Annotated in this window: 21 protein-coding genes and 2 pseudogenes; 14 read left to right on the top strand and 9 right to left on the bottom strand. The window is 70.7% G+C overall.

Annotated features, from left to right (window positions below):
• Window positions 1-15: 15 nt before the first annotated feature.
• Window positions 16-216 carry a ferredoxin gene (locus ABT186_RS07420; RefSeq protein ID WP_351229510.1) on the top strand — a complete coding sequence of 67 codons (201 nt, stop codon included), beginning with the start codon at window positions 16-18 and terminating at the stop codon, window positions 214-216.
• A 14-nt stretch (window positions 217-230) separates the two neighbouring features.
• On the opposite strand, the gene ABT186_RS07415 is transcribed toward ABT186_RS07420, so the two are convergent.
• Window positions 231-785 carry a TetR/AcrR family transcriptional regulator gene (locus tag ABT186_RS07415; protein WP_351229492.1) on the bottom strand — a complete coding sequence of 185 codons (555 nt, stop codon included), beginning with the start codon at window positions 783-785 and terminating at the stop codon, window positions 231-233.
• A 95-nt stretch (window positions 786-880) separates the two neighbouring features.
• Between ABT186_RS07415 and ABT186_RS07410 the strand changes: the two genes are divergently transcribed.
• On the top strand, window positions 881-1,414 hold the full coding sequence (locus ABT186_RS07410; protein ID WP_351229494.1) for a flavoprotein: 534 nt from the start codon (window positions 881-883) through the stop codon (window positions 1,412-1,414).
• Here the strand turns inward: ABT186_RS07410 and ABT186_RS07405 are convergent.
• On the bottom strand, window positions 1,398-2,276 hold the full coding sequence (locus tag ABT186_RS07405) for a hypothetical protein (RefSeq protein ID WP_351229496.1): 879 nt from the start codon (window positions 2,274-2,276) through the stop codon (window positions 1,398-1,400). The genes ABT186_RS07410 and ABT186_RS07405 overlap by 17 nt on opposite strands.
• Before the next feature lie 241 nt (window positions 2,277-2,517).
• On the opposite strand from ABT186_RS07405, the gene ABT186_RS07400 reads away from it, so the two are divergent.
• Complete coding sequence (locus ABT186_RS07400) at window positions 2,518-3,429, top strand: alpha/beta fold hydrolase (protein ID WP_351924016.1); 912 nt, start codon at window positions 2,518-2,520, stop codon at window positions 3,427-3,429.
• 42 nt (window positions 3,430-3,471) lie between these two features.
• Here ABT186_RS07400 and ABT186_RS07395 read toward each other — a convergent pair whose 3' ends face one another.
• Window positions 3,472-4,266, bottom strand: coding sequence for a phytanoyl-CoA dioxygenase family protein (locus ABT186_RS07395; protein ID WP_351229500.1), 795 nt, complete (start codon window positions 4,264-4,266; stop codon window positions 3,472-3,474).
• Between the two features lie 64 nt (window positions 4,267-4,330).
• Between ABT186_RS07395 and ABT186_RS07390 the strand changes: the two genes are divergently transcribed.
• Window positions 4,331-5,233, top strand: a complete 903-nt coding sequence (locus tag ABT186_RS07390) for a helix-turn-helix domain-containing protein (RefSeq protein WP_351924014.1) — start codon at window positions 4,331-4,333, stop codon at window positions 5,231-5,233.
• A gap of 351 nt (window positions 5,234-5,584) precedes the next feature.
• Entirely contained in the window at window positions 5,585-7,579 is a 1,995-nt protein-coding gene (locus tag ABT186_RS07385; protein ID WP_351924012.1) for a ricin-type beta-trefoil lectin domain protein, read from the top strand.
• 18 nt (window positions 7,580-7,597) lie between these two features.
• On the opposite strand, the pseudogene ABT186_RS07380 reads toward ABT186_RS07385, so the two are convergent.
• Window positions 7,598-8,333, bottom strand: a pseudogene (locus ABT186_RS07380) (ATP-binding SpoIIE family protein phosphatase); the annotation flags it as partial.
• Between the two features lie 223 nt (window positions 8,334-8,556).
• On the opposite strand from ABT186_RS07380, the gene ABT186_RS07375 reads away from it, so the two are divergent.
• The gene (locus ABT186_RS07375) at window positions 8,557-11,658 is read left to right on the top strand and encodes a glycoside hydrolase family 2 TIM barrel-domain containing protein (RefSeq protein WP_351924010.1); all 3,102 of its coding nucleotides are present in this window, start codon (window positions 8,557-8,559) and stop codon (window positions 11,656-11,658) included.
• On the opposite strand, the gene qcrB is transcribed toward ABT186_RS07375, so the two are convergent.
• Window positions 11,569-13,116 (bottom strand): cytochrome bc1 complex cytochrome b subunit, encoded by a 1,548-nt coding sequence (qcrB, locus tag ABT186_RS07370; RefSeq protein WP_351924008.1) that lies wholly within the window; start codon window positions 13,114-13,116, stop codon window positions 11,569-11,571. The genes ABT186_RS07375 and qcrB overlap by 90 nt on opposite strands.
• A 265-nt stretch (window positions 13,117-13,381) precedes the next feature.
• On the opposite strand from qcrB, the gene ABT186_RS07365 reads away from it, so the two are divergent.
• The 3 genes from ABT186_RS07365 (at window position 13,382) to ABT186_RS07355 (ending at window position 16,250) form a co-directional block, all read left to right on the top strand.
• Window positions 13,382-13,627, top strand: coding sequence for a hypothetical protein (locus ABT186_RS07365; protein WP_351233325.1), 246 nt, complete (start codon window positions 13,382-13,384; stop codon window positions 13,625-13,627).
• Between the two features lie 3 nt (window positions 13,628-13,630).
• Entirely contained in the window at window positions 13,631-14,008 is a 378-nt protein-coding gene (locus tag ABT186_RS07360; protein WP_351233323.1) for a toxin Doc, read from the top strand.
• A gap of 595 nt (window positions 14,009-14,603) precedes the next feature.
• Window positions 14,604-16,250 carry an RICIN domain-containing protein gene (locus ABT186_RS07355; RefSeq protein ID WP_351924006.1) on the top strand — a complete coding sequence of 549 codons (1,647 nt, stop codon included), beginning with the start codon at window positions 14,604-14,606 and terminating at the stop codon, window positions 16,248-16,250.
• An 89-nt stretch (window positions 16,251-16,339) separates the two neighbouring features.
• On the opposite strand, the gene ABT186_RS07350 is transcribed toward ABT186_RS07355, so the two are convergent.
• Window positions 16,340-17,317 carry a 2-hydroxyacid dehydrogenase gene (locus ABT186_RS07350; RefSeq protein ID WP_351233319.1) on the bottom strand — a complete coding sequence of 326 codons (978 nt, stop codon included), beginning with the start codon at window positions 17,315-17,317 and terminating at the stop codon, window positions 16,340-16,342.
• Complete coding sequence (locus tag ABT186_RS07345) at window positions 17,314-18,483, bottom strand: lactate 2-monooxygenase (protein ID WP_351924004.1); 1,170 nt, start codon at window positions 18,481-18,483, stop codon at window positions 17,314-17,316. Before ABT186_RS07345 ends, ABT186_RS07350 begins: the two co-directional genes overlap by 4 nt.
• Before the next feature lie 114 nt (window positions 18,484-18,597).
• On the opposite strand from ABT186_RS07345, the gene ABT186_RS07340 reads away from it, so the two are divergent.
• The 3 genes from ABT186_RS07340 (at window position 18,598) to ABT186_RS07330 (ending at window position 20,548) form a co-directional block, all read left to right on the top strand.
• Complete coding sequence (locus ABT186_RS07340) at window positions 18,598-19,773, top strand: PucR family transcriptional regulator (RefSeq protein ID WP_351924002.1); 1,176 nt, start codon at window positions 18,598-18,600, stop codon at window positions 19,771-19,773.
• Between the two features lie 191 nt (window positions 19,774-19,964).
• Entirely contained in the window at window positions 19,965-20,321 is a 357-nt protein-coding gene (locus tag ABT186_RS07335) for a PRC-barrel domain-containing protein (RefSeq protein WP_351233313.1), read from the top strand.
• Window positions 20,322-20,377: 56 nt separating this feature from the next.
• Entirely contained in the window at window positions 20,378-20,548 is a 171-nt protein-coding gene (locus ABT186_RS07330) for a hypothetical protein (protein ID WP_351233311.1), read from the top strand.
• A 56-nt stretch (window positions 20,549-20,604) separates the two neighbouring features.
• Here the strand turns inward: ABT186_RS07330 and ABT186_RS07325 are convergent, their stop codons facing one another.
• Window positions 20,605-21,279 (bottom strand): cyclase family protein, encoded by a 675-nt coding sequence (locus ABT186_RS07325; protein ID WP_351233309.1) that lies wholly within the window; start codon window positions 21,277-21,279, stop codon window positions 20,605-20,607.
• Window positions 21,279-21,761: pseudogene (locus tag ABT186_RS07320) on the bottom strand (cytosine permease); the annotation flags it as partial. The pseudogene ABT186_RS07320 and the gene ABT186_RS07325, both read right to left, overlap by 1 nt.
• 276 nt (window positions 21,762-22,037) lie before the next feature.
• On the opposite strand from ABT186_RS07320, the gene dnaK reads away from it, so the two are divergent.
• Complete coding sequence (dnaK, locus tag ABT186_RS07315) at window positions 22,038-23,915, top strand: molecular chaperone DnaK (RefSeq protein ID WP_351924000.1); 1,878 nt, start codon at window positions 22,038-22,040, stop codon at window positions 23,913-23,915.
• A gap of 2 nt (window positions 23,916-23,917) precedes the next feature.
• Window positions 23,918-24,448, top strand: coding sequence for a nucleotide exchange factor GrpE (gene grpE / locus ABT186_RS07310; RefSeq protein ID WP_351923998.1), 531 nt, complete (start codon window positions 23,918-23,920; stop codon window positions 24,446-24,448).
• Window positions 24,449-24,460 lie beyond the last annotated feature (12 nt).

Raw genomic sequence — 24,460 nt, 5'->3', positions numbered from 1 at the left:
CCCATCTCCGTCTCCATCTCCATCTCCATCGACAGGGACGTCTGCATCGGAGCGGGCCAGTGCGCCCTCACCGCACCCGGCGTCTTCACCCAGGACGACGACGGCTACAGCGAACTGCTGCCCGGCAAGGAGGACGGCGGAGGGGACCCACTGGTACGCGAGGCCGCGCGCGCCTGCCCGGTGAGCGCCATCACCGTCTCCGGGGAGGGGAACTGAGGGCGGGGCACGCTCTACCGGCAGGCGTCCAGCAGGAGCCCGGCGGCACGGCGCGCCTGCTCGGCGGGCTCCACCGTGCCCTCTATGCCCGCGGTGACCATGGCCCCCTCGGCCAGCAGATACAGCTGGCCCGCCAGGGGCGCGGGCAGCCCCGCGTCGGACACCAGGCCGGCCAGGTAGGCCTTGAACGCCTGCTTGTGGGCGCGCACCTGGGCGAGTACCCGGGGTGACGTGGCGCCGAGTTCACCGTAGGAGTTGATCCAGGCGCACCCGCGGAAGCCGGGTTCGCCGAACCACTGCCGCAGCCAGTCGAACACGGCCAGGATCCGCTCAACGGGGTCCGTGCGCAGGTCCACATGCTCGGCGAGCCGCTGCCGCCAGCGCAGGTCACGCCGCTCCAGATAGGCCTCGACCAGCTGCTCCTTCGCGGGGAACAGCTGGTACAGGCGCTTGAGCGACACCCCCGACGTGCTGCGGATGTCGTCCATCCCGACGGTCTGTATGCCGCGGCCGTAGAACAGCTCCTCCGCGGCGTCCAGCGCCCGGTCGCGGGCGACTTCGCTGTCCATGGACGGACCCCTCCTGGGCGTGCTCAATGGGAGAACCAGCGTTCTCTACGGTAGCAGCAGCGCAGCCGTCCGGGCGGGCTCACTAGGGTGCACACGTGACCGAACACGCGCCGAAACCCTTCCTCTACGTCGTCGTCTGCGCCGCGGGCACAGCCGCGGACGTCAGCAAGCTGATCACGGCCGCCCAGGAGCGGAACTGGGAGGTCGGCGTCATCGCCACCCCGCTCGCGCTCGGCTTCTTCGACACGGCCGCGGTCGAGGCGCAGACGGGACGCCCGATCCGGTCCGCCTGGCGCTCCCCGGGCGACCCGCGGCCGTTCCCGGACCCGGACGCGGTCGTCGTGGCCCCGGCCACCTTCAACACGGTCAACAAGTGGGCCGCCGGCATTTCCGACACCCTCGCGCTGGGCACCCTCTGCGAGGCGTACGGGCTCGGCGTGCCGATCGCCGTGCTGCCCTGCGTCAGCGAGGCGCTGGCGGCCCACCCCGCCTACCGCGCAAGCCTCGAACGGCTGGGCGGTATGGGCGTCCGGTTCGGCGACCCCCACGCCGGAGGGGTGAGCCCGGACGGCACGCGCTCGGATTTCGGGTGGGAGCGGGTCCTGGACCTGCTCACGCCTCGCACGTGACCGTGGGCCCGGCGATCATGCCGCCGGTGAACAGGGCCTGCCCCTGCGGCATCCAGTAGCCGAGCTTGGAGACGACGGTGGAGCAGACGTCCTTGACGGTGACCCGGACGACCACGGTGTCCGGGTGGCCCGGCTGGAGGTCGGTGAGCGTGCAGTCGAGCGCGTACATGTTCCGGTGGCCGGAGGGATAGCGGCCGGTCAGCGGATTGATGCACCGGCTGTCGTCCGTGGCCACCCTCATCCCGGAACTCTCCTCCCCGATGAGCCCGAAGCGTGCGCTGCCGTCCCCGTCGTCGCTGTCGCGGTGGACGGTGTAGGTGAGGGTGGTCGTGGTGCGCGGGTGAAGGGTGCGCTGGCCGACCTGGATGCGGTGCGTGGGGGGCCGGAGGGGGTCGGTGAGGGTGAGCGTGGTGTGCACCGTGCCGTTCAGGTCCACGCCGCCGGGCTTCGAGCGCACGTGCACGGTGCCGCTGAGGTCGTACCTGCCCGGCCCGGGATACGGCGTGCCGCCGGAGAGCGTCCCGGAGGCGACCGTCCTGCCGCCCCTTCGCGCGGTCCAGGAGCCGGAGGTCAGACAGGAGAACCGGACCTTCGTCCCGCCTCGTGCGCAACTCGCGGGCGCCGACACGTTCATCACGGCGCTCCCGCTGCCTGTGCAGAGGCCGATCGTGGCCGTCTGCCCGCCCTGGCCCTTGAGCGTGCCCGCGGCAGCGCACAGGGTGGCGGGCTGGGGCGCGCGGGCCGCCCGCTGCACGACTCGCCCGACGGGCTGGGCCACGGACGCCGAACCGACCGCAGCGGCGAGGACGACCGTCCCCGCGAGCATCCGGGGCGTCGTGAGGAGCCACATGCGTGTCGGCACCGAATTCCTCCCGCACGGCCGCGAGCGACCCGGCGCCGCTCCCGTGCCACGAGGATGCGCCGCCCGCCCGGCCGCCGCTGCGCGCCCACGCCGTACGGTCACCTGCGGGCGGGAACCCGCTGGCCCCGGTGGCCCAGCTTCGCGCGCGGTTCCGGCGTCATGGGACCCTCCCGCACAGGCACCGGGAACCTCCGGTCCAAGATCCTGCGTGCGCCCCGCCCCGACGTTCTACTGTCGTCCCATGACCGGAGACCGTATCGCGCTGGCCGTGCACGACCACGGGGGCGACGGACCGCCCCTGCTCCTCCTGCACGGTGCCGGACGCACGCTCGCCGACTGGGCCGCCGTCGCACCCCTGCTCGTGGCGCGCCACCGGGTGCTGGCCGTGGATCTGCGCGGCCACGGCCTCTCGCCGTCGGGCCCCTGGAAGCTGCCGGAGGTGCTCGGCGACATCGAGGACGTCCTGAAGGAGTACGGAATCCCGGACGCCCTCCCCGTCGGACACTCTCTCGGCGGCATGCTCGCCGTGCTGTACGCGCTGGAGCACCCGGGCGTCACCCCCGGTGCCGTGAACCTCGACGGGTTCGGGTGGGGACGCCCGGACCAGTACGTGGGTCTCGATCCGGACGACGTCTCCCAACACCTCGCAGAGGTACGGGAGTTGAGTGCCGCAGGCCCGGGGAGGGAGTTGCCCGCGGACGGGCTCAAGAACCTCCTCGCCGAGCAGCGCGCGATGTCCGACCGACTGGGCATCCCCTATGAACTGCTGGAGGCCGGCGTCCTGCGTGCCGTGCGGGAGCGGGACGACGGCGTCCTGGAGCTGCGGCCCGGGCGGGAGGAGGGGCAGCAGATGCGCTCGGCCATGGACTCGCTCGACCTCTTCGACCTGTTCCGCAGGACGACCGCGCCGCTGCTGCTCGGCCGCGCCCGGCGTCCCGTGCCCTCCGTCCCCGGCCTGGAGTGGTTCGACGCGATGATGGCCGCCTATGCCGAGGGGCTTGCCCGGGATCTCGCCGCGCTGGCCGCCGAGCGGGACGATGTGACGGTCACGGAGATCGACGCCACGCACGCCATGCTGCTGGAGAACCCCAGGGCGGTCGCGGGGGCGATCCTCGGCTTCACCTCCCCGCGAGGCTCCTCACAAGCCTCCTAGTCACTTGATGATTCTCTTGATGAATTTCGTGACGAGTACGGGTCAGTGTGGGCCCGCGACCGCGAACTCCGTGCCGCACGGACCCGCACCCTCGCTCTCGGGCAGCGGAGCGGCCGCGCCGTCCATCGTCAGGGTGCGGTAGAAGCCGCCGATGCGTTGTGCGGAACGGCCGGCATAGTGGCCGATGAAGGAGCGGCGGAAGCGACCGGCGCTGCGGTTGGGCTGCGATCCGTGCACCAGAGACCCGTTGAAGAACAGGACGTCGCCCGGCTCCATCTCGACCGGCACCGCGGCCAGTCCGGGCGGCGGCGGTACGTACTCACGCGCGAACGACAGTTCCGCGTCCGCCTCCTCCGGACAGAACAGGTCCATCCGGTGGGTGCCCGGCACCACCTCGAGACCGCCGTTGTCCCGGTCGATCACGTCGCAGGCGATCCATGCGGCCACACATGTGCCCGGCTCCACCCGCAGATAGAAGTTGTCCTGGTGCAGCGCCTGCCCCCGGGCGCCCGGCGGCTTGAAGTAGAACATGCTCTGCGCGGCCAGCACCTCCTCGCCCAGCAGCGCCTCCAGGATCTCCCGCAGCCTGTCGTCGAGCAGGAAGCGCAGTGACAGGTCACTGATGCGGTGCGGGTGCATGACGCGGGGGAAGAGGTGCAGCGGATCGGCCGGTCCGTCGGTCCCGGCCGCGCGCGGCTCGAAGTGCCCCGGCACCGGCCCCGCGGCGTGCAGCGCCGTGAACTCCGCGCACAGTTCGTCGATCTCGGCGCGGGAGAACAGTCCGCGCGCCACCGCGAAGCCGTCCTCCTCGAATCCCTCCATGCCCGTGACTGTCATACGGCCGTCCCATCCCGGTGGTGTCCGATGTGCCTCACCGTAGGCCGGAGCGCCTTTCGGGAGGATGCCTGTGCGTGCTGACGACTTGCCCGAGCCTGCTGTCCCGTCCCCGCCGCCCGGCCTGGTGACCGTCGGACGCTTCGACCAGCCGCCGGGATACGGCGTCCACCGGCCGGGCGGCGCCGACAGCTGGCTGTTCACCTGGACCACCGGCGGGAGCGGCACGCTCGGCCAGGGCACGTCCCGCGTCACGGCCGGCGCCGGGGACCTGGTGGTGCTCGGACCCGGGGTGCCGCACCGGTACGCGGTCGCCCCGGGCGCCCGGCACTGGGCGTTCTGGTGGGTGCACTGCCAGGCAAGGACCTCCTGGGCCGGCCGGCTGGGGCCGTACGACGTTGGCCACCGCCTGTATGCCGTCTCCGCCGGGCACGGACGGCGCCGCATCGAGACGGCCTTCCGGCGCATGCTCGCCGACGCCCGCTGGACCGGCGACGGCACACCCCCCGACCCCGCACCGCCCGCGGACGGGGAGGTCGCCGTCGCCCACGGCACCACCGCCCGCGAACTGGCCCTGTGCTGCATCGAGGAGATCGTGCTGGTCGCCACCGCCCGGGACCGGCTGTCGCGCTCCGGTGTCGACGAACGGATCCGCCGCGCCGAAGCCCTCATCACGGCCGACCCGGGCGCACCGCACACCGTGCGGTCCCTGGCCGAGGGCGTCTCGCTCTCCCCGTCCCGTTTCGCGCACCTTTTCACCGAACAGCTGGGCGACTCCCCGACGAAGGTGTTGCGTGAGGCCCGGCTGGGGCACGCCGCCCGGCTTTTGGAGGCGACCGAACTGCCGGTCGAACGCGTGGCCGCCGTGTCCGGTTTTGTCAGCCCGTTCCACTTCAATCGCGTCTTCCGCCGGCGCTACGGAACCCCTCCCGGTGCCTACCGGTCCGCACAGCGGCGCATCGACGGATGAATTTCCGGTGCAGGCGAGCCGGACGGACGCGTAATTCGCAGCACCGCCTACCCGGTTGACTGACTCTTCGTCAAGTCATCGGTACCCGGCAGGAAAAGGAAAGTGAGGAAGTCTCTTGTTCGGTCTCGGTGACCTGTGCAAAGGTATCACCGACAGCGCGCGGGCCATTGCTTTTACCGTTGCGCACATCCGGCTTCGCCGTTCGCCAACCGCTTCAAAAGAGCTGTCCCGGGCGGGCGTTCGGCATGCCGGATAATCCTCCCATGAGCACTCCCTGCGTGCTGTCGGCCGGGCTGTGCCTCCATTGGTATGTACTAAGAACTTCTGCGTGGGCTTTGGAGGAACGTGGACGTGAATGACGGGGTCCAGCAGAATTCCCCCGACCCCCGTCCGTCGTACGACGCTACGGACGAACAGCTCGCCGCCGAACTGAAGAAGGCCGCAGGGAAGCGCCCCGTGCACCAGCCGATCGGCGAACTGCTAGCCCGGCACTGGGAGCCCGCCTTCTCCTACGCGCGGCTGTGCACGGACGGAGCGCACCCCGCCGGAATGCTCACGACAGCGGCATTCACCCGGCTCTTCGAGGAATCCGCCCGCCAGGGGGGACCGACCGCCGCGTGGCGGCCTCAATTGCTCGTCGCGATACGGCGCCTGGCCGCGGAATGGGACACCGACCACCGGCGCGAACTCCTGGACCCCGCCCTGCGGTCCGACCCCGACAGCGCCGAACGCGCCGCGGCACGGCTGTTGCCGCCCGAGAACCGGCGACTCCTCTCCCGCGCCTTCCAGCGGCTCGCCGAGCCCACCCGCTGTCTGCTCTGGCACGTCGAGGTCGAACGCGAGGAACTCGCCGTACCCGCCGCCCTGCTGGGAATCGACATCGCCGACGCCGCGGTGAGGCTGGAGCGCGCACGCGAACAACTGCGTGAGGCCTGTCTGGACGTCCACCGCGAGTCCGCACCCGACGACGACTGCCGACGCTACGCGCGTCTACTGGACGTCTCCCTGCGTCGGGATGACAACGTTCTCGACCCCGATCTGCGCCTCCACATGGACGGTTGCACGCACTGCCACAACGCGGCCGAGCAGTTGGAGGGCTTCCACCGCCGGCTTCCGCTCCTCCTCGCGGAAGGCGTGCTCGGCTGGGGCGCACAGGCGTACCTCGATGCGAAGGGCCCCCGGGCCACGGAGGCCCGGGCGGCGCGGGCGCCCATGGCTCCACCCGTCGGAGGGGAACCGCTGGTCGATCCGGCCGATGTGAACGACATATTCGTGGCTGTCGAGCCCCCGGCACCTGCCGGCCCGGCCGAACCGGGCCACGTCGCTCAGGACCCGGTGGCGACGGACGCCCCGGGCAGCGGCCTCCGCCGTTTCACGCAAACCGCCACGGCCCCCCTCGGCCCCCGCACCGCCGCCGCGCACAAGGCCCCCCGACGCACCCCGCACCGCCGCCAGCTCGCCCTCGCCGTGGCCACGGTGAGCGCGCTCGTCTTCCTTCCGCTGGCCCTGTGGTCCGGCTCCCGGTCGGGCGGAAACACCGCGACGGGCACGCCGTCCGGCGGGCCCACCCCGGGATCGGCGAGCGGCTCCGGATCGCCCTCATGGGTAGGCGCCGCCGCCCATGTGCCCACCGGCGCCTTCGAGGGCCGGCTGCGCAGCCAGGACAGCGGCCTGTGCATCGGCCTCGACGAGAAGAAGGCGGTCGTCGGTGCCGAGGCCGTGCTGCTGTCCTGCTCCTCGTCCGTGACCCAGCAGTGGGCGTACGAGACGAACGGACTGCTGCGCAGCGTCGCCGCCCCCGACCTGTGCCTCGACTCCCACCTCGGCTACTCGGTCCAACTGGCCGAGTGCACGGGGCAGTCGCAGTCCGGGACGAAGAACGTCCGCTACGACATCACCCTCCAGGGCGCGATCATCCCGCGCTGGAACCAGGACCTGGCCCTCACCCCCGCCTCGTCCGCGCCCGACGCGGGACTCGTGCTCAAGGCGCGCACGGAGGACGAGACCCAGCGCTGGGTCGTCGACACCTCGAACTCGCTGCGGATGCAGTCGGTCAACTGGGGCACCGAGGCGGAATCGACGACCCCGACGCCCCAGGCCGAGCCGTCCCGTACGCCGTCCGCGGCGACCAGGAGCGTGTCGAAGCAGGCCCCGAATCCGGCGAAGTCCACTCCGGCGACGGGCTGGCCCTCCCCTTCCCAGGGATGGGGCACCTGCTCAGGACCGTACTGCCCGCCGAACGGCCAGGGCGGCTGGGGCGGATACGGCGGCGGGTACGGCGGCGGGTACGGCGGTGGCGGATACGGTGGCTGGGGACCGTACGGCGCGCAGGGCCCCGGCCGCTGACCCGGACCGGCCGCGGCATCACTCCTCCAGCAGGCTCAGCTCCGCCCAGATCGTCCTGCCCTCCACGGTGTGGCGGCTGCCCCACCGCCGGGTGAGCTGGGCCGCAGGAGCAGACCGCGGCCGCCCTCGTCGTATGTCCTGGCCCGGCGCAGATGCGGGGCCGTGTGGCTGGTGTCGGACACCTCGCAGATCAGCGTCGTGTCGTCGTGGATCAGCCGGAGCCGGATCGGGTGGTCGCCGTAGCGTGTGGCGTTGGTGACCGGCTCGCCGGCCACCAGCTCGGCCGTGAACACGGTGCTGCTCAGCCAGTCCATGGGTACGGGCGAGCAGCAGCGCCACGTCGTCGGCGGCCCCTCCCGCGGGAAGCAGGGCGTGCAGGATCCGGTCGCAGGCCTCGTCGAGGGAGACAGGGGCGGGCGCGGTATCGGGAGCGGCCGGCGATCCCGAGCGCAGCGCACAGCATTCGGCGGCTCGCGTCGACATCGCGGTCGCGGCTCTCGATCAGCCCGTCGGTGTACAGGCCCAGCACCGTGCCCTCGGGCAGGTCGATCTCGGCCGACTCGAAGGGCAGCCCGCCAAGCCCCAGCGGCGGCCCGCCCGGCAGCCTGATCTACCGTGGCGGTCCTCCGCGCGGCACGATCACCGGCGGCGGATGGCCCGCCCGGGCGAGTGTGCACCGGCGCGAGATGGGGTCGTACACCGCGTAGAGACAGGTGGCGCCCACCTCGCCCGTGGTGCCGTCCTGCCCGGCCTCGTCCATACCCCGCAGGCGCGCGGTCGGCGATCCCTGCCGCGTACGGCGCCACACGGACCAGCACTTTTCCGCGGGCGCGGTCCATGGGAGCGAGCGGCACATGTGGCGGGCGCGTCAGAAGTGAGGGGACGGACCCTTGACGGCCAAGCATGTCGCTCCGTCAGAATCTGTTTGTTCACGATCAGTTGTGAGTACTTCTGGGCCCTGATGAGGGAGAGCCGCCATGACGGTCACTCGCAGATCGGTATTGATCGCCGGTACGGCAGCCCCGGCTGCCGGCGCGATCCTGGGCGCCGGGGGTGTCCCGGCCACAGCAGCCACCCGTACCCCGGGCCGCCGGACCGTCGCCCTCCGCGACGGCTGGCGCTTCGCGCTGGTGAACCCGGGCGGGATCACCGACCCGACGGGTGCGTTCGCCGACGCCGCCGCCCCCGGCTACGACGACTCGGGGTGGCGCGAGGTCGCCGTCCCGCACGACTGGAGCATCGAGCAGACCCCCACCACGGAGCACGGCACCACCAGCGGCACCGGGTTCTTCCCCGGCGGTCTCGGCTGGTACCGCCTCGCCTTCACCCTGCCGCCGGGCTTCGCCGGAAAGCGGATCTCGGTGGAGTTCGACGGCGTCTACATGGACTCGTACGTCTACTGCAACGGCACGCAGGCCGGACGGCACCCCTACGGCTACACCGGCTTCGCCTTCGACCTGACCGGCCTGCTGCACACCGACGGCACCACCGAGAACGTCATCGCGGTCAAGGTCCAGAACCAGCTGCCCAGCAGCCGCTGGTACTCGGGCAGCGGAATCTACCGCGAGGCCCGCCTCGTCGTGACCGAGCCCGTGCATGTCGCGCGCTGGGGGACGTACGTCACCACTCCGGACATCACCGAAGCGCGCGCCGTCGTACGGGTGCAGACCGCCGTGGTGAACGAGTCCGGCGCCGGCGTGGACGTGGAGGTCGGATCCAGGATCAAAGACCCCGACGGCCGTACCGTCGCCCGTGCCTCTTCCACGGTCACCGTCACCGGCACGAAGACGGAGACCCACGAACTCACCGTCCCCAAGCCCATGTTGTGGGACTTCGAGACCCCGCACCGCTACACCCTGGAGACCGAACTGCGGGTGGGCGGCGAGAGCGTCGACACCCACCGCACCACCTTCGGTATCCGCTCCTACCGCTTCGACCCGGACGAGGGTTTCCAGCTCAACGGCACCCACACCAAGATCAAGGGTGTCGACCTCCACCACGACCAGGGCGCGCTCGGTGCCGCCATCAGCATCGACGCCGTACGCCGGCAGATGACCATCATGAAGTCGATGGGCGTCAACGCCTTCCGCACCTCCCACAACCCGCCCTCACCGCAGATGATCCAGGTCTGCGAGGAACTGGGCATCGTGATGATGGTGGAGGCGTTCGACTGCTGGCGCACGGGCAAGACGAAGTACGACTACGGCCGGTTCTTCGACGAGTGGTGCGAGAAGGACGCCACCGAGATGGTGCTCGCGGCCCGCAACTCGCCCGCCGTGGTGCTGTGGTCCATCGGCAACGAGATCCCCGACTCCACCAGCACGGCAGGGCTCGCGATGGCCGACCGCATCATCGGCGCGATCAAGGCCGCCGATGACACGCGGCCGGTGGTCATCGGCTCGAACAAGTACCACGGAGTGCCGGCCAAGGGTTCACCGGCCGACCTCATGCTCGCCAGACTCGACGGGCTCGGCCTGAACTACAACACCGCCAAGTCGGTGGACGCCCTGCACGCCACCTACCCCCACCTGTTCCTCTTCGAGTCGGAGTCCTCGTCGGAGACCTCGACGCGCGGCACCTACCAGGAGCCCGAGCACCTCAACACCGGCGAGAACCACACACCGGGCAAGCGCGCGACCTCCTCGTACGACAACAACCTCGCCTCCTGGACGATGAGCGGCGAGTACGGGCACAAGAAGGACCGGGACCGGAAGTGGTTCGCCGGGCAGTTCCTGTGGTCGGGCATCGACTACATCGGGGAGCCCACGCCGTACGACGTCTTCCCGGTGAAGGCCTCCTTCTTCGGAGCCGTCGACACGGCCGGGTTCCCGAAGGACATGTACCACCTCTTCAGGAGCCAGTGGACGAGCGAACCCATGGTCCATCTGCTGCCCATGAGCTGGAACCACGAGGACCTCGAGGAAGGGGACACGGTCGAGGTGTGGGCGTACGCGAACGTCGCCACCGTCGAGCTGTTCCTCAACGGGAAGTCCCTCGGGACGCGGACGTTCGACTCCAAGACGACCACGGACGGCCGTACGTACCTGGAGACCACCGAGGCGACCGGCGACGACAAGACGTTCACCGGCGGGCCCTACCCCGGCAGCTACACGAGTCCGAACGGCAGTGCCGGCAAGCTGCATCTCGTCTGGAAAGTGCCCTACGAGCCGGGCGAGTTGAAGGCCGTGGCGCGCCGGGACGGCAAGGTGGTCGCGACCGACGTCCTGCGGACCGCAGGGGCCGCGCACGCCGTCCGCCTCACCCCCGACCGCTCGTCCCTGGCCGCCGACGGCCGTTCGCTCGTCTTTGTGACCGCTGAAATCGTCGACGCCCATGGCGTGGTGGTGCCCGACGCCGAGAACCTGATCACATTCGACGTGACGGGTGGCTCCCTCGCCGGGCTGGACAACGGCTGCGAGGAGAGCGCCGAGCGCTATCAGGCCACGACACGAACCGCCTTCCACGGCAAGGCACTTGCGATCGTGCGGTCGGGCACCGGGGAGGGCCGCCTGAAGGTGACGGCGCGTGCGGACGGGCTGCGCACGGGAACCGCGACCGTACGCACCACGCCCTCGCGGTCGAAGGCGCTCACCCCGCCGCCCGCGTTCCGGCCCGACCACCCGGCCGCTCCCACCTACCCGTACGCGGACGCCAGTTACTCCGGCCGCCCCGACACACTCCCCGCCGCCATGCTCGACGGCGACCCGGCCACCGGATGGTCCAACGGCTTCTCCAAGTCGGCCACCGCGCTGCTGCCCGCCTTCAACGGCGCCCGGCCGAAGGACTGGGTCTCGCTGGACTGGGGGCGGCCGAGGACCGTCGACCGCGTCGAGGTCTCCTTCACCGTCGACGCGACCCACACTCGGCCCGCATCGGTGGATGTCTCGGTCTGGGACGGCGACCGGTACGTACCCGTGACGGGTGTCACCGTGGACTGGGCCACCGCTTCCGACGCACCGACCGTGATCGCCTTCGGCGCGGTCCGCGGCTCACGCCTCCGGCTCCTCCTCACCAGCGCCCGCCCGGGCGCCGCCGACGGCGCGGTGCGCATCAGCCGGCTGGAGGTCCCGGCCGGCTGACGCCGGCTCCCGCCGGTGCGCCGTGAGTGTGTAGCGCCGGGCAGGGGAGAGCGGCTGCCGCACCTCGACGAACTCGCCGTGCGGCAGCCGCTTGACGACTCCCGTCTCGCGACCGTGCTCCACCAGTTCGCGGTCCTTCCACTGGAGTCCCAGACAGATGCGCCGGGTCACCTCGAAGACCGCGACCGGCACGGTCGGCAGGGCGATTCTGATGGTCCACGTCAGCGCGTTGACCGACAGATGCAGACGCGTGGCCATGATGTCGTTGCCGCCGCCCGCGAGCAGGATCAGATAGATGCTGAGCCATGCCGTGCCGAGCGCCGTGCGGACCGGCCGGTTGCGCGGCCGGTCCAGCAGATGGTGCTCGCGGCGGTCCTTGGTGACCCATGCCTCCACAAACGGGTAGATGCCGATGAGGACGAGGAGAAGGGGGAAGACGACCACCGGGATCAGCACGCCGAGGACCAGCGTGTGTCCCCACAGAGTGATCTCCCAGCCCGGCATGATGCGGACCAGCCCTTCCGCAAAGCCCAGGTACCAGTCCGGCTGGGCGCCCGCCGAGACCTGGTCGGCGCGGAAGGGACCGTACGCCCAGACGGGATTGATCGTCGCCACCGCGGCGACGAGCGCGATCACCCCGAAGACGAGGAAGAAGAAGCCGCCCGCCTTCGCCAGGTACACCGGGAAGAACGGGGCGCCCACGACGTTCCGTTCCGTCTTCCCCGGTCCCACGAACTGTGTGTGCTTGTGGTGGATGACCAGCAGGACATGGGTGACGACGAGCGCCGCCATGATTCCCGGGACCAGCAGGACATGGAGGGAGTAGAAGCGGGACACGATGTCGTTGCCCGGGAACTGCCCGCCGAACACGAACATCGACAGGTATGTGCCCACGACGGGCACCGACAGCAGTGCGCCGTTCACGAACCGCATTCCGGAGCCCGACAGCGCGTCGTCCGGAAGTGAGTAGCCGAACAGTCCCTCGAAGATGCCGAGGACGAACAGCAGCCAGCCGAACAGCCAGTTCAGCTCGCGCGGCTTGCGGAACGAGCCCGTGAAGAAGTGCCGCATCATGTGCGTCAGCATCGCCGCGACGAAGATCAGCGCGGCCCAGTGGTGGATCTGCCGGATCAGCAGACCTCCGCGCACGTCGAAGCTGATGTGCAGCGTCGAGGCGTACGCGTCGGACATGCGGATGCCGTTCAGCGGGATGTAACTGCCGTGGTACGTCACCTCGGTCGTCGACGGGTGGAAGAAGAGCGTCAGATAGATCCCCGTGAGCACCAGCACGACGAAGCTGTAGAGGCAGACCTCGCCGAGCAGGAACGACCAGTGGTCGGGGAAGACCTTGCGGAGGTACTGCCGGCCCAGGGTGTGAAGGCCGAGCCGCCCGTCGAACCAGTCCGCGACGCGCTGTCCGGAGGAGGCCCGCCCGGGCCTCTCATCGGTCGCCGTCATGCCTGCTCCTCCCGTGGTACATGCTCTCGGGCATGCCTGTGCCCGCTGGGTGCGCTCACCATTGGGAGGACGGGAGATGGTCCGAATGTGACATGGGGCGGCGACAAGTGACGTACGTCTCATCAGGTCCGGAGGCTGTCGGCGGCCGTCGGGCGAAGGTCGCGGACGTTCTCCGGTCAGGTCCCTACGGCTTCCGGTACCGGTCTCGCCCTCTTCTGACCTGGGGGTATTTACGGGTAAGTACCCTCGCGGTACCGTAAGGGGCATGCCAGCCCTCAACGTGGAGTTCAGTGATCGCGAACTGGAGGACCTTCGGCAGATCGCCAAGGAGCGCGGTACGTCGATGAAGGCCCTGGTACGCGAGGCCGCCGCGGCCGACATCGCGCGGCACCGGGCCCTCCAGGAGGGTGCCGAGGCCTTCCGCCGGTTCTTCGCCGGGCATGCGGACGAGTTCGCGGCCGCCTTCCCGGAGGACGAGCCGCTCGTCAAGGGCGAGGGGCAGGACGCCTGACCGATGGCTTCCGTCATCCATATCGACGTGCCCTGGCTGCTCCAGCGCCATGAGGAGGTCCTGCCCGACCAGCCCGTGATCAACGACTTCTCCGCGTTGGTCGCCGCCGTGGCCCGTCACCGTGTGGACCCGCCCCGCCTCGGCGTGGACTCCGATCCGGCCTGGCGCGCCGCCGCCCTGCTGCACACGCTGGCGCTGCTCAAGCCGCTGCCGTCGGCGAACGCGCGCTTCGCCTGCGCCACCGCGGTCGCGTACATGTTCGTCAGCGGGGTCGGCATCGACCCGCCGTACGGCGCCCTGGTCGACCTCACCCGTGACTTGATCTCCGGCAAGGCCGATGTCTACGGCGCCGCGGACCGGCTGAGGTCCTGGCAGATATGACCGACCACCGGTAGCACCACAGACCGGGCCGGCCCGCCCTCGGGGCCGCCGACCGAGGGCGGGAGGATCGGGGTCGGCGGCCCGTTTCGCGCGGGAGAGCCGCCGTTCCGCGCGGGGCCCGAGGAGGTGGCCGGTTCCCAGTGGACTACGGAGTTCCGCGCGCCGGGAGCGTGCGCGGGGCGCGGGCGCGGGCGTGCGGTTCACACGGGGCGCATGGAATGTCGAAAGCCGGTGCGAATGTACGAAGTTGGCGTGAAGGGACAACTGCCTTTCACATTGGTGTCGATGTTGTTCAAGTGCCTTGTTGGCCGTCAGTGACGTGTGCAAGGGTGACCTTCCTGTGCATCGGTAATGGCCGGGTCCGAATCGCTGCTCGCTATTCCGGGCCGTCGGCGAGCTCAAAAGGCTCAACCTCCGACGACCACCGTCGTGCGGCCTTCACCCCAGACCTTTTCCCTGCACCCCGCCGAGAAGGTCCGCACCATTGCGGCTCCTTTCGGCGACCAGAACCCCGTGTGCCGCCTTGCGCCTTGGAAGGAAACGCTCAGTGCACACCCCCCACCCCCCGCGCCCTCCCTATCCTCCACGTGCCGGCATGGCCCCTGGGGAATCCGACGACAGTCTGGCGACCCTGCTGAGAGGGCGGCCCGTGGGCGAGACCACCCAGCCCCTTGCGATGCTGATGGCACGGCACTGGCCGTCGGCGTACGACTACGCGGTCATCTGCCTCGCCTCCTCGGCGAACGTCGCCTCGATGGTCACCGCCACCGCCTTTCACCGGGTCCTCGGCCATCTCCTGCGTTCCGGTTCCGCCGTGGCGTTGCGGCCCCAGCTTCTGGTGGCGGTGCGGGACACGGTCCGGGAGTGGTCGGCGGAGGACCGGATATCCGGCGTACTTCCGGAGTTGAGGAAACCCGCGGGGGGCCGCGGTATGCGCGCCGCGAAGTCACTGACGCCCGAAAACCGAAACCTCACCCAACGCTCTTTCCAGTCCCTGCCGGGACTTGCCCAGTGTCTGCTGTGGCACACCGAGGTCGAGGCCGAGCACATATCCGCCCCGGCCGTTCTGCTGGGCATGGACCCCGAGACCGCAGCGGCCTCACTGGATCTGGCCCGCGAGCAATTCCGGGCGGCCTGTGTACGCGCCCATCGGGAACTCGCGCCGACCGACGAATGCCGCTTCCACAACCGGCTTCTCGACGTCCCCATTCGGCGCGGTGGCGCCTTGCTGCCGGACGTGCAACAGCACCTCCTGGAGTGCCCTTACTGTCGTTCCGCCGCCGAACAACTGAGCCATTTCGAGGACGGCCTCGGCAGACTGCTCGCCGAAGCGGTCCTCGGCTGGGGTGCCCGGCGCTATTTCGACTCCCGGCCCGGCCGTACCCCGTCCAACGCCCGCACCCGGGGCGGCTCCGGCGGTGGCCGCACGGGTGGCGGCGGGCGGCACCGGCTGCTCTCCCGGATCCCCTCGCCGGGCCGAGGGATCCTCACGGGGGAGCCGAACGCCAGGGCGCTGCTGACCGGCGTCGGCATCGCCACCGTCGCCGTGCTCGCGACGCTCCTGGTCACCGGCACATGGTCGGACGACGGCGGCGCCGACCCGGTCGTCTCCACCGGCACGAGCGGCGGCCGTACGACGGTCTCGCCCGGCTCCGGATCCCAGGCACCGCCCGCGGGCTCCTCGCCGACCGGCACGGCCGGACTCCCCACTGCCCCGCGGCAGACCCGGTTGCGCAACGTCGCCGCCGACCTCTGTCTCGATATCCGGGGCACGGTGAAGCCGGGCGCGGGCGCCCGGCTCACGGCGTGTTCGGCGGTGTGGACCCAGCAGTGGTCGTACGAGAGCGACGGCCTGCTGCGCAGCGTCGCCGATCCGGGGCTGTGTCTCGACTCCCACGCCGCAGACGGAGTCGTCACGCTGGCCCGGTGCACCGACGCGAGTGAGGCACACGCCGACGACGTGCGCTACGACCTCACCGTGCAGGGCGAGTTGCTGCCTCGGTGGAGTGACGACCTTGCCCTCACGCCCGCGAACACCGACCCGGACGCCGACATCGTCGTCAAGACCCGCGACGGCTCCGACAGACAGCGGTGGGCGACCGACGGGCAGACTCCCAAGCCCCAGTCGCTGTCGGTGGCCGGGACGGGCGAGCCGTCGACCACGCCGGCCATCAGCCGGACACCGTCCGCAGCGACCCTTCTGGGCGGGAGCCGCCTGGGCGACACGGACGACTGGGGGTAGTGCGGACACAGGCAACCACATGACCGTGATCGTGACGTGTCGTCCCCGCGACCTGCGGCGAACGCCATCAGGACGGCTCCGGCACTCCGTCAGGAGACGATGTCCCGCGGCTCCTTGCCGGCCACGAAGTCGGCCGCGTTCTGCACCGCCGCCAGCGCGATCCGCACCAGGGTCTCCCGGGTGACACCGGCGACGTGCGGGGACAGCACCACGTTCGGCGCCTTCAGGAGCCTGAGGGCCGGGGTGGGCGGTTCGGGGTCGAAGACGTCGATCCCCGCCCCGGCCAGCGCGCCCCTCTCCAGCGCGTCCGCGAGGGCGTCCTGGTCGATCAGTGCGCCCCGCGCCGTGTTGACCACGAACGCGGTGGGCTTCAGGAGCGCGAGGTGCTCGGCGTCGAGCAGATGCCGGGTCGCGTCGGTGAGCGGTGCGTGCAGCGTCACATAGTCGGACGTGCGCAGCAGTTCGTCGAGTTCGACGTGGCGGGCACCGCCGAGGCGTGCCTCCGTCTCCGCGTCCACCCGCTCGGGACCCGCGTACAGGATGCTCATGTCGAAGGCGACCGCGCGGCGCGCGACCTCCTCGCCGATGTGGCCGAGACCGACGATGCCGAGGGTCTTGCCCGACAGTTCGGTGATGGACTGCTGCAACCGCGGCAACGCCCAGTCGGCATCGACGAGCGCGGTGTGCGCCGGCACCAGTTGCTTGGCCAGGGCGAGCATGAGCGCGAAGGTCTGCTCGGCCACGTTCTGCTTCTCGGCGCCGCTGGAGCCGATGTTGCACACGGACACGTTCCGGGCGCGGGCCGCGTCCAGGTCGACGTAGTCGAAGCCGTGGCTCGCGCACTGGATCAGCTGCAACTCCGGTGCGGCGGCGATGTGTTCGGCGGTCACCGGACCGAGCCCCGTGATGATGACGTGCGCCGCGCGCAGCGCCGCGGGATCCTCGTCGGTCGTCTCCACCACGGTGACATGGGCCTCGCCCGGGAAGACGCCGGCGAGTGCGGCTCCCGCAGTGCGCCCGCCGACGTGCGGCGAGACGACGGCCAGGACGTTCTTGGTGTCGCTCATGAGGATTCCTCGATCAGGTCGGCGGGGCCGAGGGTGGCGGGACGGGCATGCCCGGACAGGGCGAGGGTGAGGTCGAACTCGGCGAGCAGACAACGGATGACGTGCTCGACGCCCGCCTGACCGTCGAGCCCGAGCCCGTACGCGTACGGCCGTCCCACGAGCACCGTCCGCGCGCCCAGCGCGAGGGCCTTGAAGACGTCGTCGCCGGTGCGGATCCCGCTGTCGAACAGCACGGTGAGCCGGTCCCCGACCGCATCCGCCACCCGCGGCAGCGCGTCGGCGGCCGCCACGGAACCGGCCACCTGCCGGCCGCCGTGATTGGAGACCACCACGCCGTCCATCCCGGCGTCGACGGCCCGTCGGGCGTCGTCCGGGTGCAGGATGCCCTTCAGCACGATCGGGCCGTCCCAGTTGTCCCGAAGGAACGCCAGATCGGGCCAGGTCTTGCCGGGGTCCGCGAACATCCCGACGAAGTGCAGAACCGCGGCATTGGGGTCCTCGTGCACCGGCTTCGCCAGGCCCGCCTGGAACGCCGGGTCGGAGAAGTAGTTGGCGGTGCCCACTCCGTGCAGGAACGGAAGGTACGCCTGGTCGAGGTCGCGGGGCCGCCAGGCCAGCAGCGGTGTGTCGAGCGTGACGAACAGGGCCGTGAACCCGGCCGCCTTCGCGCGGGTCAGGAAACTGCGGGTGACCTCGCGGTCCTTGGCCCAGTACAGCTGGAACCAGCGCTCCCCGTCGCCCGACGCGTGAGCCACCTGCTCCATCGGCGTGCTGGAGGCCGAGGACAGGATGAACGGCACACCCTGCGCCGCGGCTGCCCGTGCCGCCGCGGACTCCGCGTCGGGATGCATGATCGACAGGACGCCGACCGGCGCCAGGGCCAGGGGCGCGGGCAGTTGCCGGCCCAGCACCTCGACGGACAGGTCGCGCTCGTGCACGTCCCGCAGCATGCGGGGCACGATCCGGCGCCGCGCCAGCGCCGCCCGATTCGCCCGTGCGGTGCTGCCGGTGCCCGCACTGCCCGCCACATAGCCGACCGGACCGGGGCCGAGCCGCTGCTCGGTGAGCTCCTCCAGCCGGGTCAGATCGGTGGGCAGGCGCGGTACGGCGCCCGTCATACCGTTCAGATAGATCTCGTACTGGAAGTCCGCCCAGTGCTTCGTCATCCCGTACGTCCCGCCTCTCGTCCCTGAGACCGCGCTGTACGCCGACGATCCTCACGACTGTGACAAGGCCCGTCCACCATGCTGCGCACATCGCGTGGGTGGCATCATCACCCTGTGACAAACCGGCTCCCGCAGTCCCGCGTCCGCGTCCGTATCCGGGACGAGGTCGCCTCCGACCCGCGGGTCGTGGAGACGGTCGTCGCCGCCGTCCACGCACAGGTGCCGGTGTACGCCGCGCTCGACGACAGCCGGCTGCCGGAGATACGGGCCATCGCCGCCTGGGGCGTGGACCGGCTGCTGCACCTGTGGGCCACCGACGGCACGCTGGAACCCGCCGATCTGCGCAGGTTCCGCGGGATCGCGGCGGCCCGCGCCGCCGACGGCCGGCCCGTGCAGGCGGTGCTGCGCGCCTACCGGGTGGCGGCGACGGTCCTCACCGACGCGGTCGCGGCCCGCGCGCCCGGCCTCACCGCCTCGGACGGCTTTGCGCTCGCCCGGGTGCTGCTGACGGCGCTGGACACGCTGTCGGAGGAGATGACCGCGGCGTACGCGGCGACCACCGAGGACCTCGCCGGGGACCGGGACCGCGCGCTGCGGCTGCTGCTCGACGACCTGATAGCCGGCCGGCACGCCTCGGCGGGCGCACTGACGGACCGGTCGGTCCGGCTCGGCATCCAGCTTCCCGAACCGTACTGCCTGCTGGTGGCCGAGCAGACGACCGGGGACGGCCCCGACATGTCGTACGAGGCCGCCGCCGGACTCCTCGGCTCCCTCGCCGACGGCGGTACGTCACTGTCGACGGTCCGTGGCTCCCGCGCCGTACTGCTGCTCCCCGCGACGGCGGTCGACCGGGTGGCGGTCCTCCTCGGCGAACGGGCCTGGCGTGGCTGCGCGATCACCGGAGAGGGCCTGGACCGGGTCGCCGTCGCCCACCGGCTCGCCGCCGACGCACTCGACACCGCACCCGCCCACGCCCATCTGTCCGGCCGTATCCTCACTGACGCCGACGCGCACGTTCTCGCCCTGCTCGCCGGGCATCCGGCCGCCACCCCGGACCACATCGCCCGACTCGTCCTCGGTCCGCTGACCGACCCGGAGCAGCGCCATCTGCTGGAGGCCCTGACCGCCTACATCGACGCGGGCTCGGCGACCGCGGCCGCCCGCGTGCTCCATCTGCACCCGCAGTCGCTGCGCTACCGCCTGCGCCGCATCCACGCCCTGACCTCCCGGGACCCACGCGACCCCTGGCAGCGCCTGACACTGGACATCGCACGCACGATCAGGACCTGAGCCTGCTCCGCCGCCGGAGGCCGCCGCCGGACGGAGTTGTCCGCGTCTCCCCTGGGAGGGTGTCAGAAAAGACCAGGTCAAGCGCGTGGTGAACCCGGCGGAGTAAAGTTACGGATGTCGGGTTCCCGCGTAGCCGCTCCAACCCTGGTGGGGAGTACCTGCGGGAGGCCGCGGGCCGCAAGGAGCGAGGCATGATCCATTCAGCCGACATCCGAGAGTGGCGCAACCGCGACGTGATCGATCCAAAGGGGCGCAAGATCGGGGCCCTCGAAGCGGTCTATGTGGACACCACCACTGACGTACCGGCCATGGCCACCGTCCGTACCGGGCTGCCGACCCGGCAGCGGCTCGTCTTCGTCCCCCTCGACGAGGCAACCCTGGGACCGGGTTACGTCAAGGTGGCGCACCCGAGAGGGTTGGTGAAGAAGGCCCCTTCCATAGGCCTGGACGACGTCCTGCCGGTCGAGCGGGAGGAAGCGATCTTCGAACACTACGCCAGGAGCTACGAGCCCGGCGCGCACCGTGGACGCCGCCTCGCACGCCGCTGACCGGCTCGCTGATCACCGCGAGCGCTCATCACCCGTCGCACGGAGGGTGTGTTTCCATGGCGCTCTTCCTGTTCCTCATCCTCGTGGCGATCGTCCTGGGACTGATCGGCGCGGTCGCCAATGGACTTTCCTACCTCCTGGTCATTGGCGTCGTGGTCCTCGTGGTCGACCTTGTCCTCTTCGGCATGCGCTGGTCCCGCCGCTCGCGACGGCGCCCCCATCGGTGAGTCCGCATCGGCGAGTCCGCCGCACGCGCCAATGGCGTGCCCTCCGGTGCCTGCTCCTACCGCGCCCGACTGCCGACGCGGGCCACGGCCCGGACCGGGGCGCCGTCCGCGCCCGGCAGGTTGAGGGGGAAGAGGAACACCTCCACCGAATAGCCCGCCAGCTGCGCGGCGAGGACGCGGTCGAGGCCCGTCAGGTTCTCGGCGATCACACCGCCCGCTCCGCACAGCACACGGTGGGTCGGCAGGTCCGGGTCCCCGCTCTGATCGACGCTCAGCGCGTCCACGCCGATCGTGCGGACGCCCGCGTTGACGACCGTCTGCATCGCTTCCGGCGTCAGCCAGGGATGGGCCAGGTAGGCGTTTGTGCCCCAGTACCCCGACCAGCCGGTCGCCACCAGCAGGATCGCGCCCGGCTGGAGCCGCAGCAGGCTGAGCGCGGGGGCGAGCAACTCGGGGGTGATCGGCGTGCGGGTGGGCAGGCCCCGTACGTCCGCCACCACCGCCGGGCCGGTGAACCGATCCAGCGGCAGCGCGTCCAGCGCGGGCCACGCCGAGTTCACGTGGTACGGCGCGTCCACGTGGGTCCCGGACTGCGAACCCATGTGCACGCTCAGTACGTTGACCCCGTCCGTGGCCACCCGCAGCGCTCGCTCCACCTGGACCTGCGGGTCACCGGGATACACGGGCATCCCGGTGACCACGGGCACCGACAGGTCGAGCCAGGCCTCCATCAGCCGCCCTCGACCGCGAGCGCCGGAGTGATTTCGTCCGGCGTGCCCGGCCCGGTGATCGCCGGTACCGGCACGTGGACCGTACGGGCCGGCCGCGCGCCCTGCGGCCCGTAGGCCGCCCGGGGCTCAGGGAACAGCCGCAGCAGCGCCAGGAAGAGGACCGCGGCGACGGCCGGCGACAGCGGCAGGCTGATCTCGACCCCGCCCGCGAGCTTCCCCGGCGGGCCGACGAACTGACCGGGGACATCGGTGAACAGCACGCCGATCATCATCACGACCATCCACGGAGTGGTACAGGTGATGATCAGCCTGGCAAAAGTGGAGATCGACTGCACCAGGTTCAGCCCGAAACGGCCGATGAAATTGAACGCGATCGACAGGACGCCGACCACCAGCGTCGCCTGCACCCGCGAGAGCCGCGGGAACACCGACGAGAAGTCCAGGCAGGTGCCGTACAGCGACCTCGTACGCGTCGACATGCCGCACGAGCCCCGCGAACAGCGCGTACGCGACGACGTACGACAGGGTGCCGCGCTCCACGCCGAAGAGCCGGTGCGCGCCGCCGACCAGGGCGTCTCCGGAGCTCCACACCGAGAGAGCAGTGAGGGAAAAGCGGTGGAGCGCGTCCGTGGCGCGGCGGGCCGGACGGCGCCTGCGGCGGGTGCCATACTTGACAACAAGGCACTCAAGTTTTATTCAGGCAAGAGAGGCAGTCAGCCCAAACCCGCAGCTCACAAGCATGAGGAGGGAGAGGCCCCATGGCACGTCCGGTCGGTATCGACCTCGGCACCACGAACTCGGTGGTCTCAGTCCTCGAAGGCGGCGAGCCCACCGTCATCACCAACACCGAAGGTGCCCGGACCACCCCGTCGGTCGTGGCCTTCGCCAAGAACGGCGAAGTGCTCGTCGGCGAGGTCGCCAAGCGGCAGGCGGTGACGAACGTCGAGCGCACCGCACGCTCCGTCAAGCGCCACATGGATGATCAGTCATGGCGCTTCCCCGGGAGCGGCACCATCGACGGCAAGAAGTACACCGCGCAGGAGATCTCCGCGCGCGTGTTGCAGAAGCTGAAGCGGGACGCGGAGTCCTATCTGGGTGAGGACGTCACCGATGCGGTGATCACCGTCCCCGCCTACTTCGACGACACGCAGCGGCAGGCCACCAAGGAGGCCGGGGAGATCGCGGGCCTGAACGTCCTGCGGATCATCAACGAGCCCACGGCGGCCGCGCTGGCGTACGGACTCGACAAGGAGAACGACCAGACGGTCCTCGTCTTCGACCTCGGTGGCGGCACCTTCGACGTGTCGCTCCTGGAGATGGGCGAGGGTGTCATCGAGGTGAAGGCCACCAACGGCGACACCCATCTGGGCGGCGACGACTGGGACCAGCGGGTCGTCGACCACCTGGTGACGCAGTTCAAGAACGCGTACGGCATCGACCTGTCCAAGGACAAGATGGCGGTGCAGCGGCTGCGCGAGTCCGCCGAGAAGGCCAAGATCGAGCTGTCGAGCGCGTCCGAGACGGGCATCAACCTGCCCTACATCACGGCCTCTGCCGAGGGTCCGCTCCACCTGGACGAGAAGCTCACCCGGGCGCAGTTCCAGCAGCTGACCGCCGACCTGCTGGAGCGCTGCAAGACGCCGTTCCACCAGGCGATCAAGGACGCCGGGATCAAGTTGTCCGACATCGACCATGTGATCCTCGTGGGTGGTTCGACCCGGATGCCGGCGGTGACGGACCTGGTCCGGGAACTGACCGGCAAGGAGCCGCACAAGGGCGTGAACCCGGACGAGGTCGTGGCCGTCGGTGCCTCGTTGCAGGCCGGCGTGCTCAAGGGTGAGGTCAAGGATGTCCTGCTCCTCGATGTGACCCCGCTGTCCCTCGGTATCGAGACCAAGGGCGGCATCATGACCAAGCTCATCGAGCGCAACACCACGATCCCCACGAAGCGTTCGGAGGTCTTCACCACGGCCGAGGACAACCAGCCGTCCGTGCAGATCCAGGTCTTCCAGGGCGAGCGCGAGATCGCGGCGTACAACAAGAAGCTCGGCATGTTCGAGCTGACCGGTCTGCCGCCGGCCCCGCGCGGTGTCCCGCAGATCGAGGTGTCCTTCGACATCGACGCCAACGGCATCATGCACGTCGCGGCGAAGGACCTCGGCACGGGCAAGGAGCAGAAGATGACCGTCACCGGCGGCTCCGCGCTGCCGAAGGACGACATCGACCGCATGGTCCGCGAGGCCGAGCAGCACGCCGAGGAGGACCGCAGGCGGCGCGACGCGGCCGAGACCCGCAACCAGGGCGAGCAGCTCGTCTACCAGACCGAGAAGCTCATCAAGGAAAACGGGGACAGGATCCCTGCCGACGCGAGGAGCGAGACGGAGAGCGCCATTGCCGAGCTGAAGGAGAAGCTCAAGGCCGAGTCCGCCGAAGGGGACAACACGGCTCAGATCCGGCAGGCCATCGACAAGGCGTCCGCCGCGGCCCAGAAGATGGGCAGCGCCCTGTACGAGCGGGCGCGCGCCGAAGGCGGCACGACGTCGGAGAAGGGCGCGGCGAGCGGCGGCGGCCGGACCGACGACGACGTCGTGGACGCCGAGATCGTGGATGATGACGACACATCACGGGCGGGCTGACCATGGACCGTAGCCGGCCGCAGAGCACGGAGTTGCGGCGTCTGCTCGACGAGCGCACCGCCGACCTGCAGCGGGTGAAGGCCGAATACGACAACTACCGCAAGCAGGTGCGGCGCGACCGACTGGCGGTGCGAGAGATCGCCACGGAGAACGTCCTGCGGGCCCTGCTGCCCGTGCTGGACGCCGTCGAGGGAGCCCGACGGCAGGAGGCCATGACTCCCGGTCTCAAAGCCGTCGCCGACGTACTGGAGACCCAGCTGGGCTCCCTGGGGTTGCGGACGTTCGGGGAGGAGGACGAGCCCTTCGACCCCCAGTGGCACGAGGCCGTGACCCACGCCGTGTCCCCGGACGCGGATCGTCTGACCTGCACCGAGATCCTGAGCCCGGGGTACCGGGTGGGTGACCGGTTGCTGCGTGCCGCGCGCGTCACGGTCACCGGCCCGCCCCCGCCCGGCGGGTCGGAGGGCGAGCAGCGGACCGGAGAGGCCCTCGGCGGTGGTGATCACCGGGATCGGGGCGACCGGCGGCCCTGACGCCCTGCGGGC

The organism is Streptomyces sp. NPDC001634 (genome assembly GCF_040298185.1).
In the GTDB taxonomy this organism is placed as follows: Bacteria; Actinomycetota; Actinomycetes; order Streptomycetales; family Streptomycetaceae; genus Streptomyces.
The sequence above is the reverse complement of the archived record's forward strand: the minus strand, read 5'-3'. Positions and strand labels throughout refer to the sequence as shown.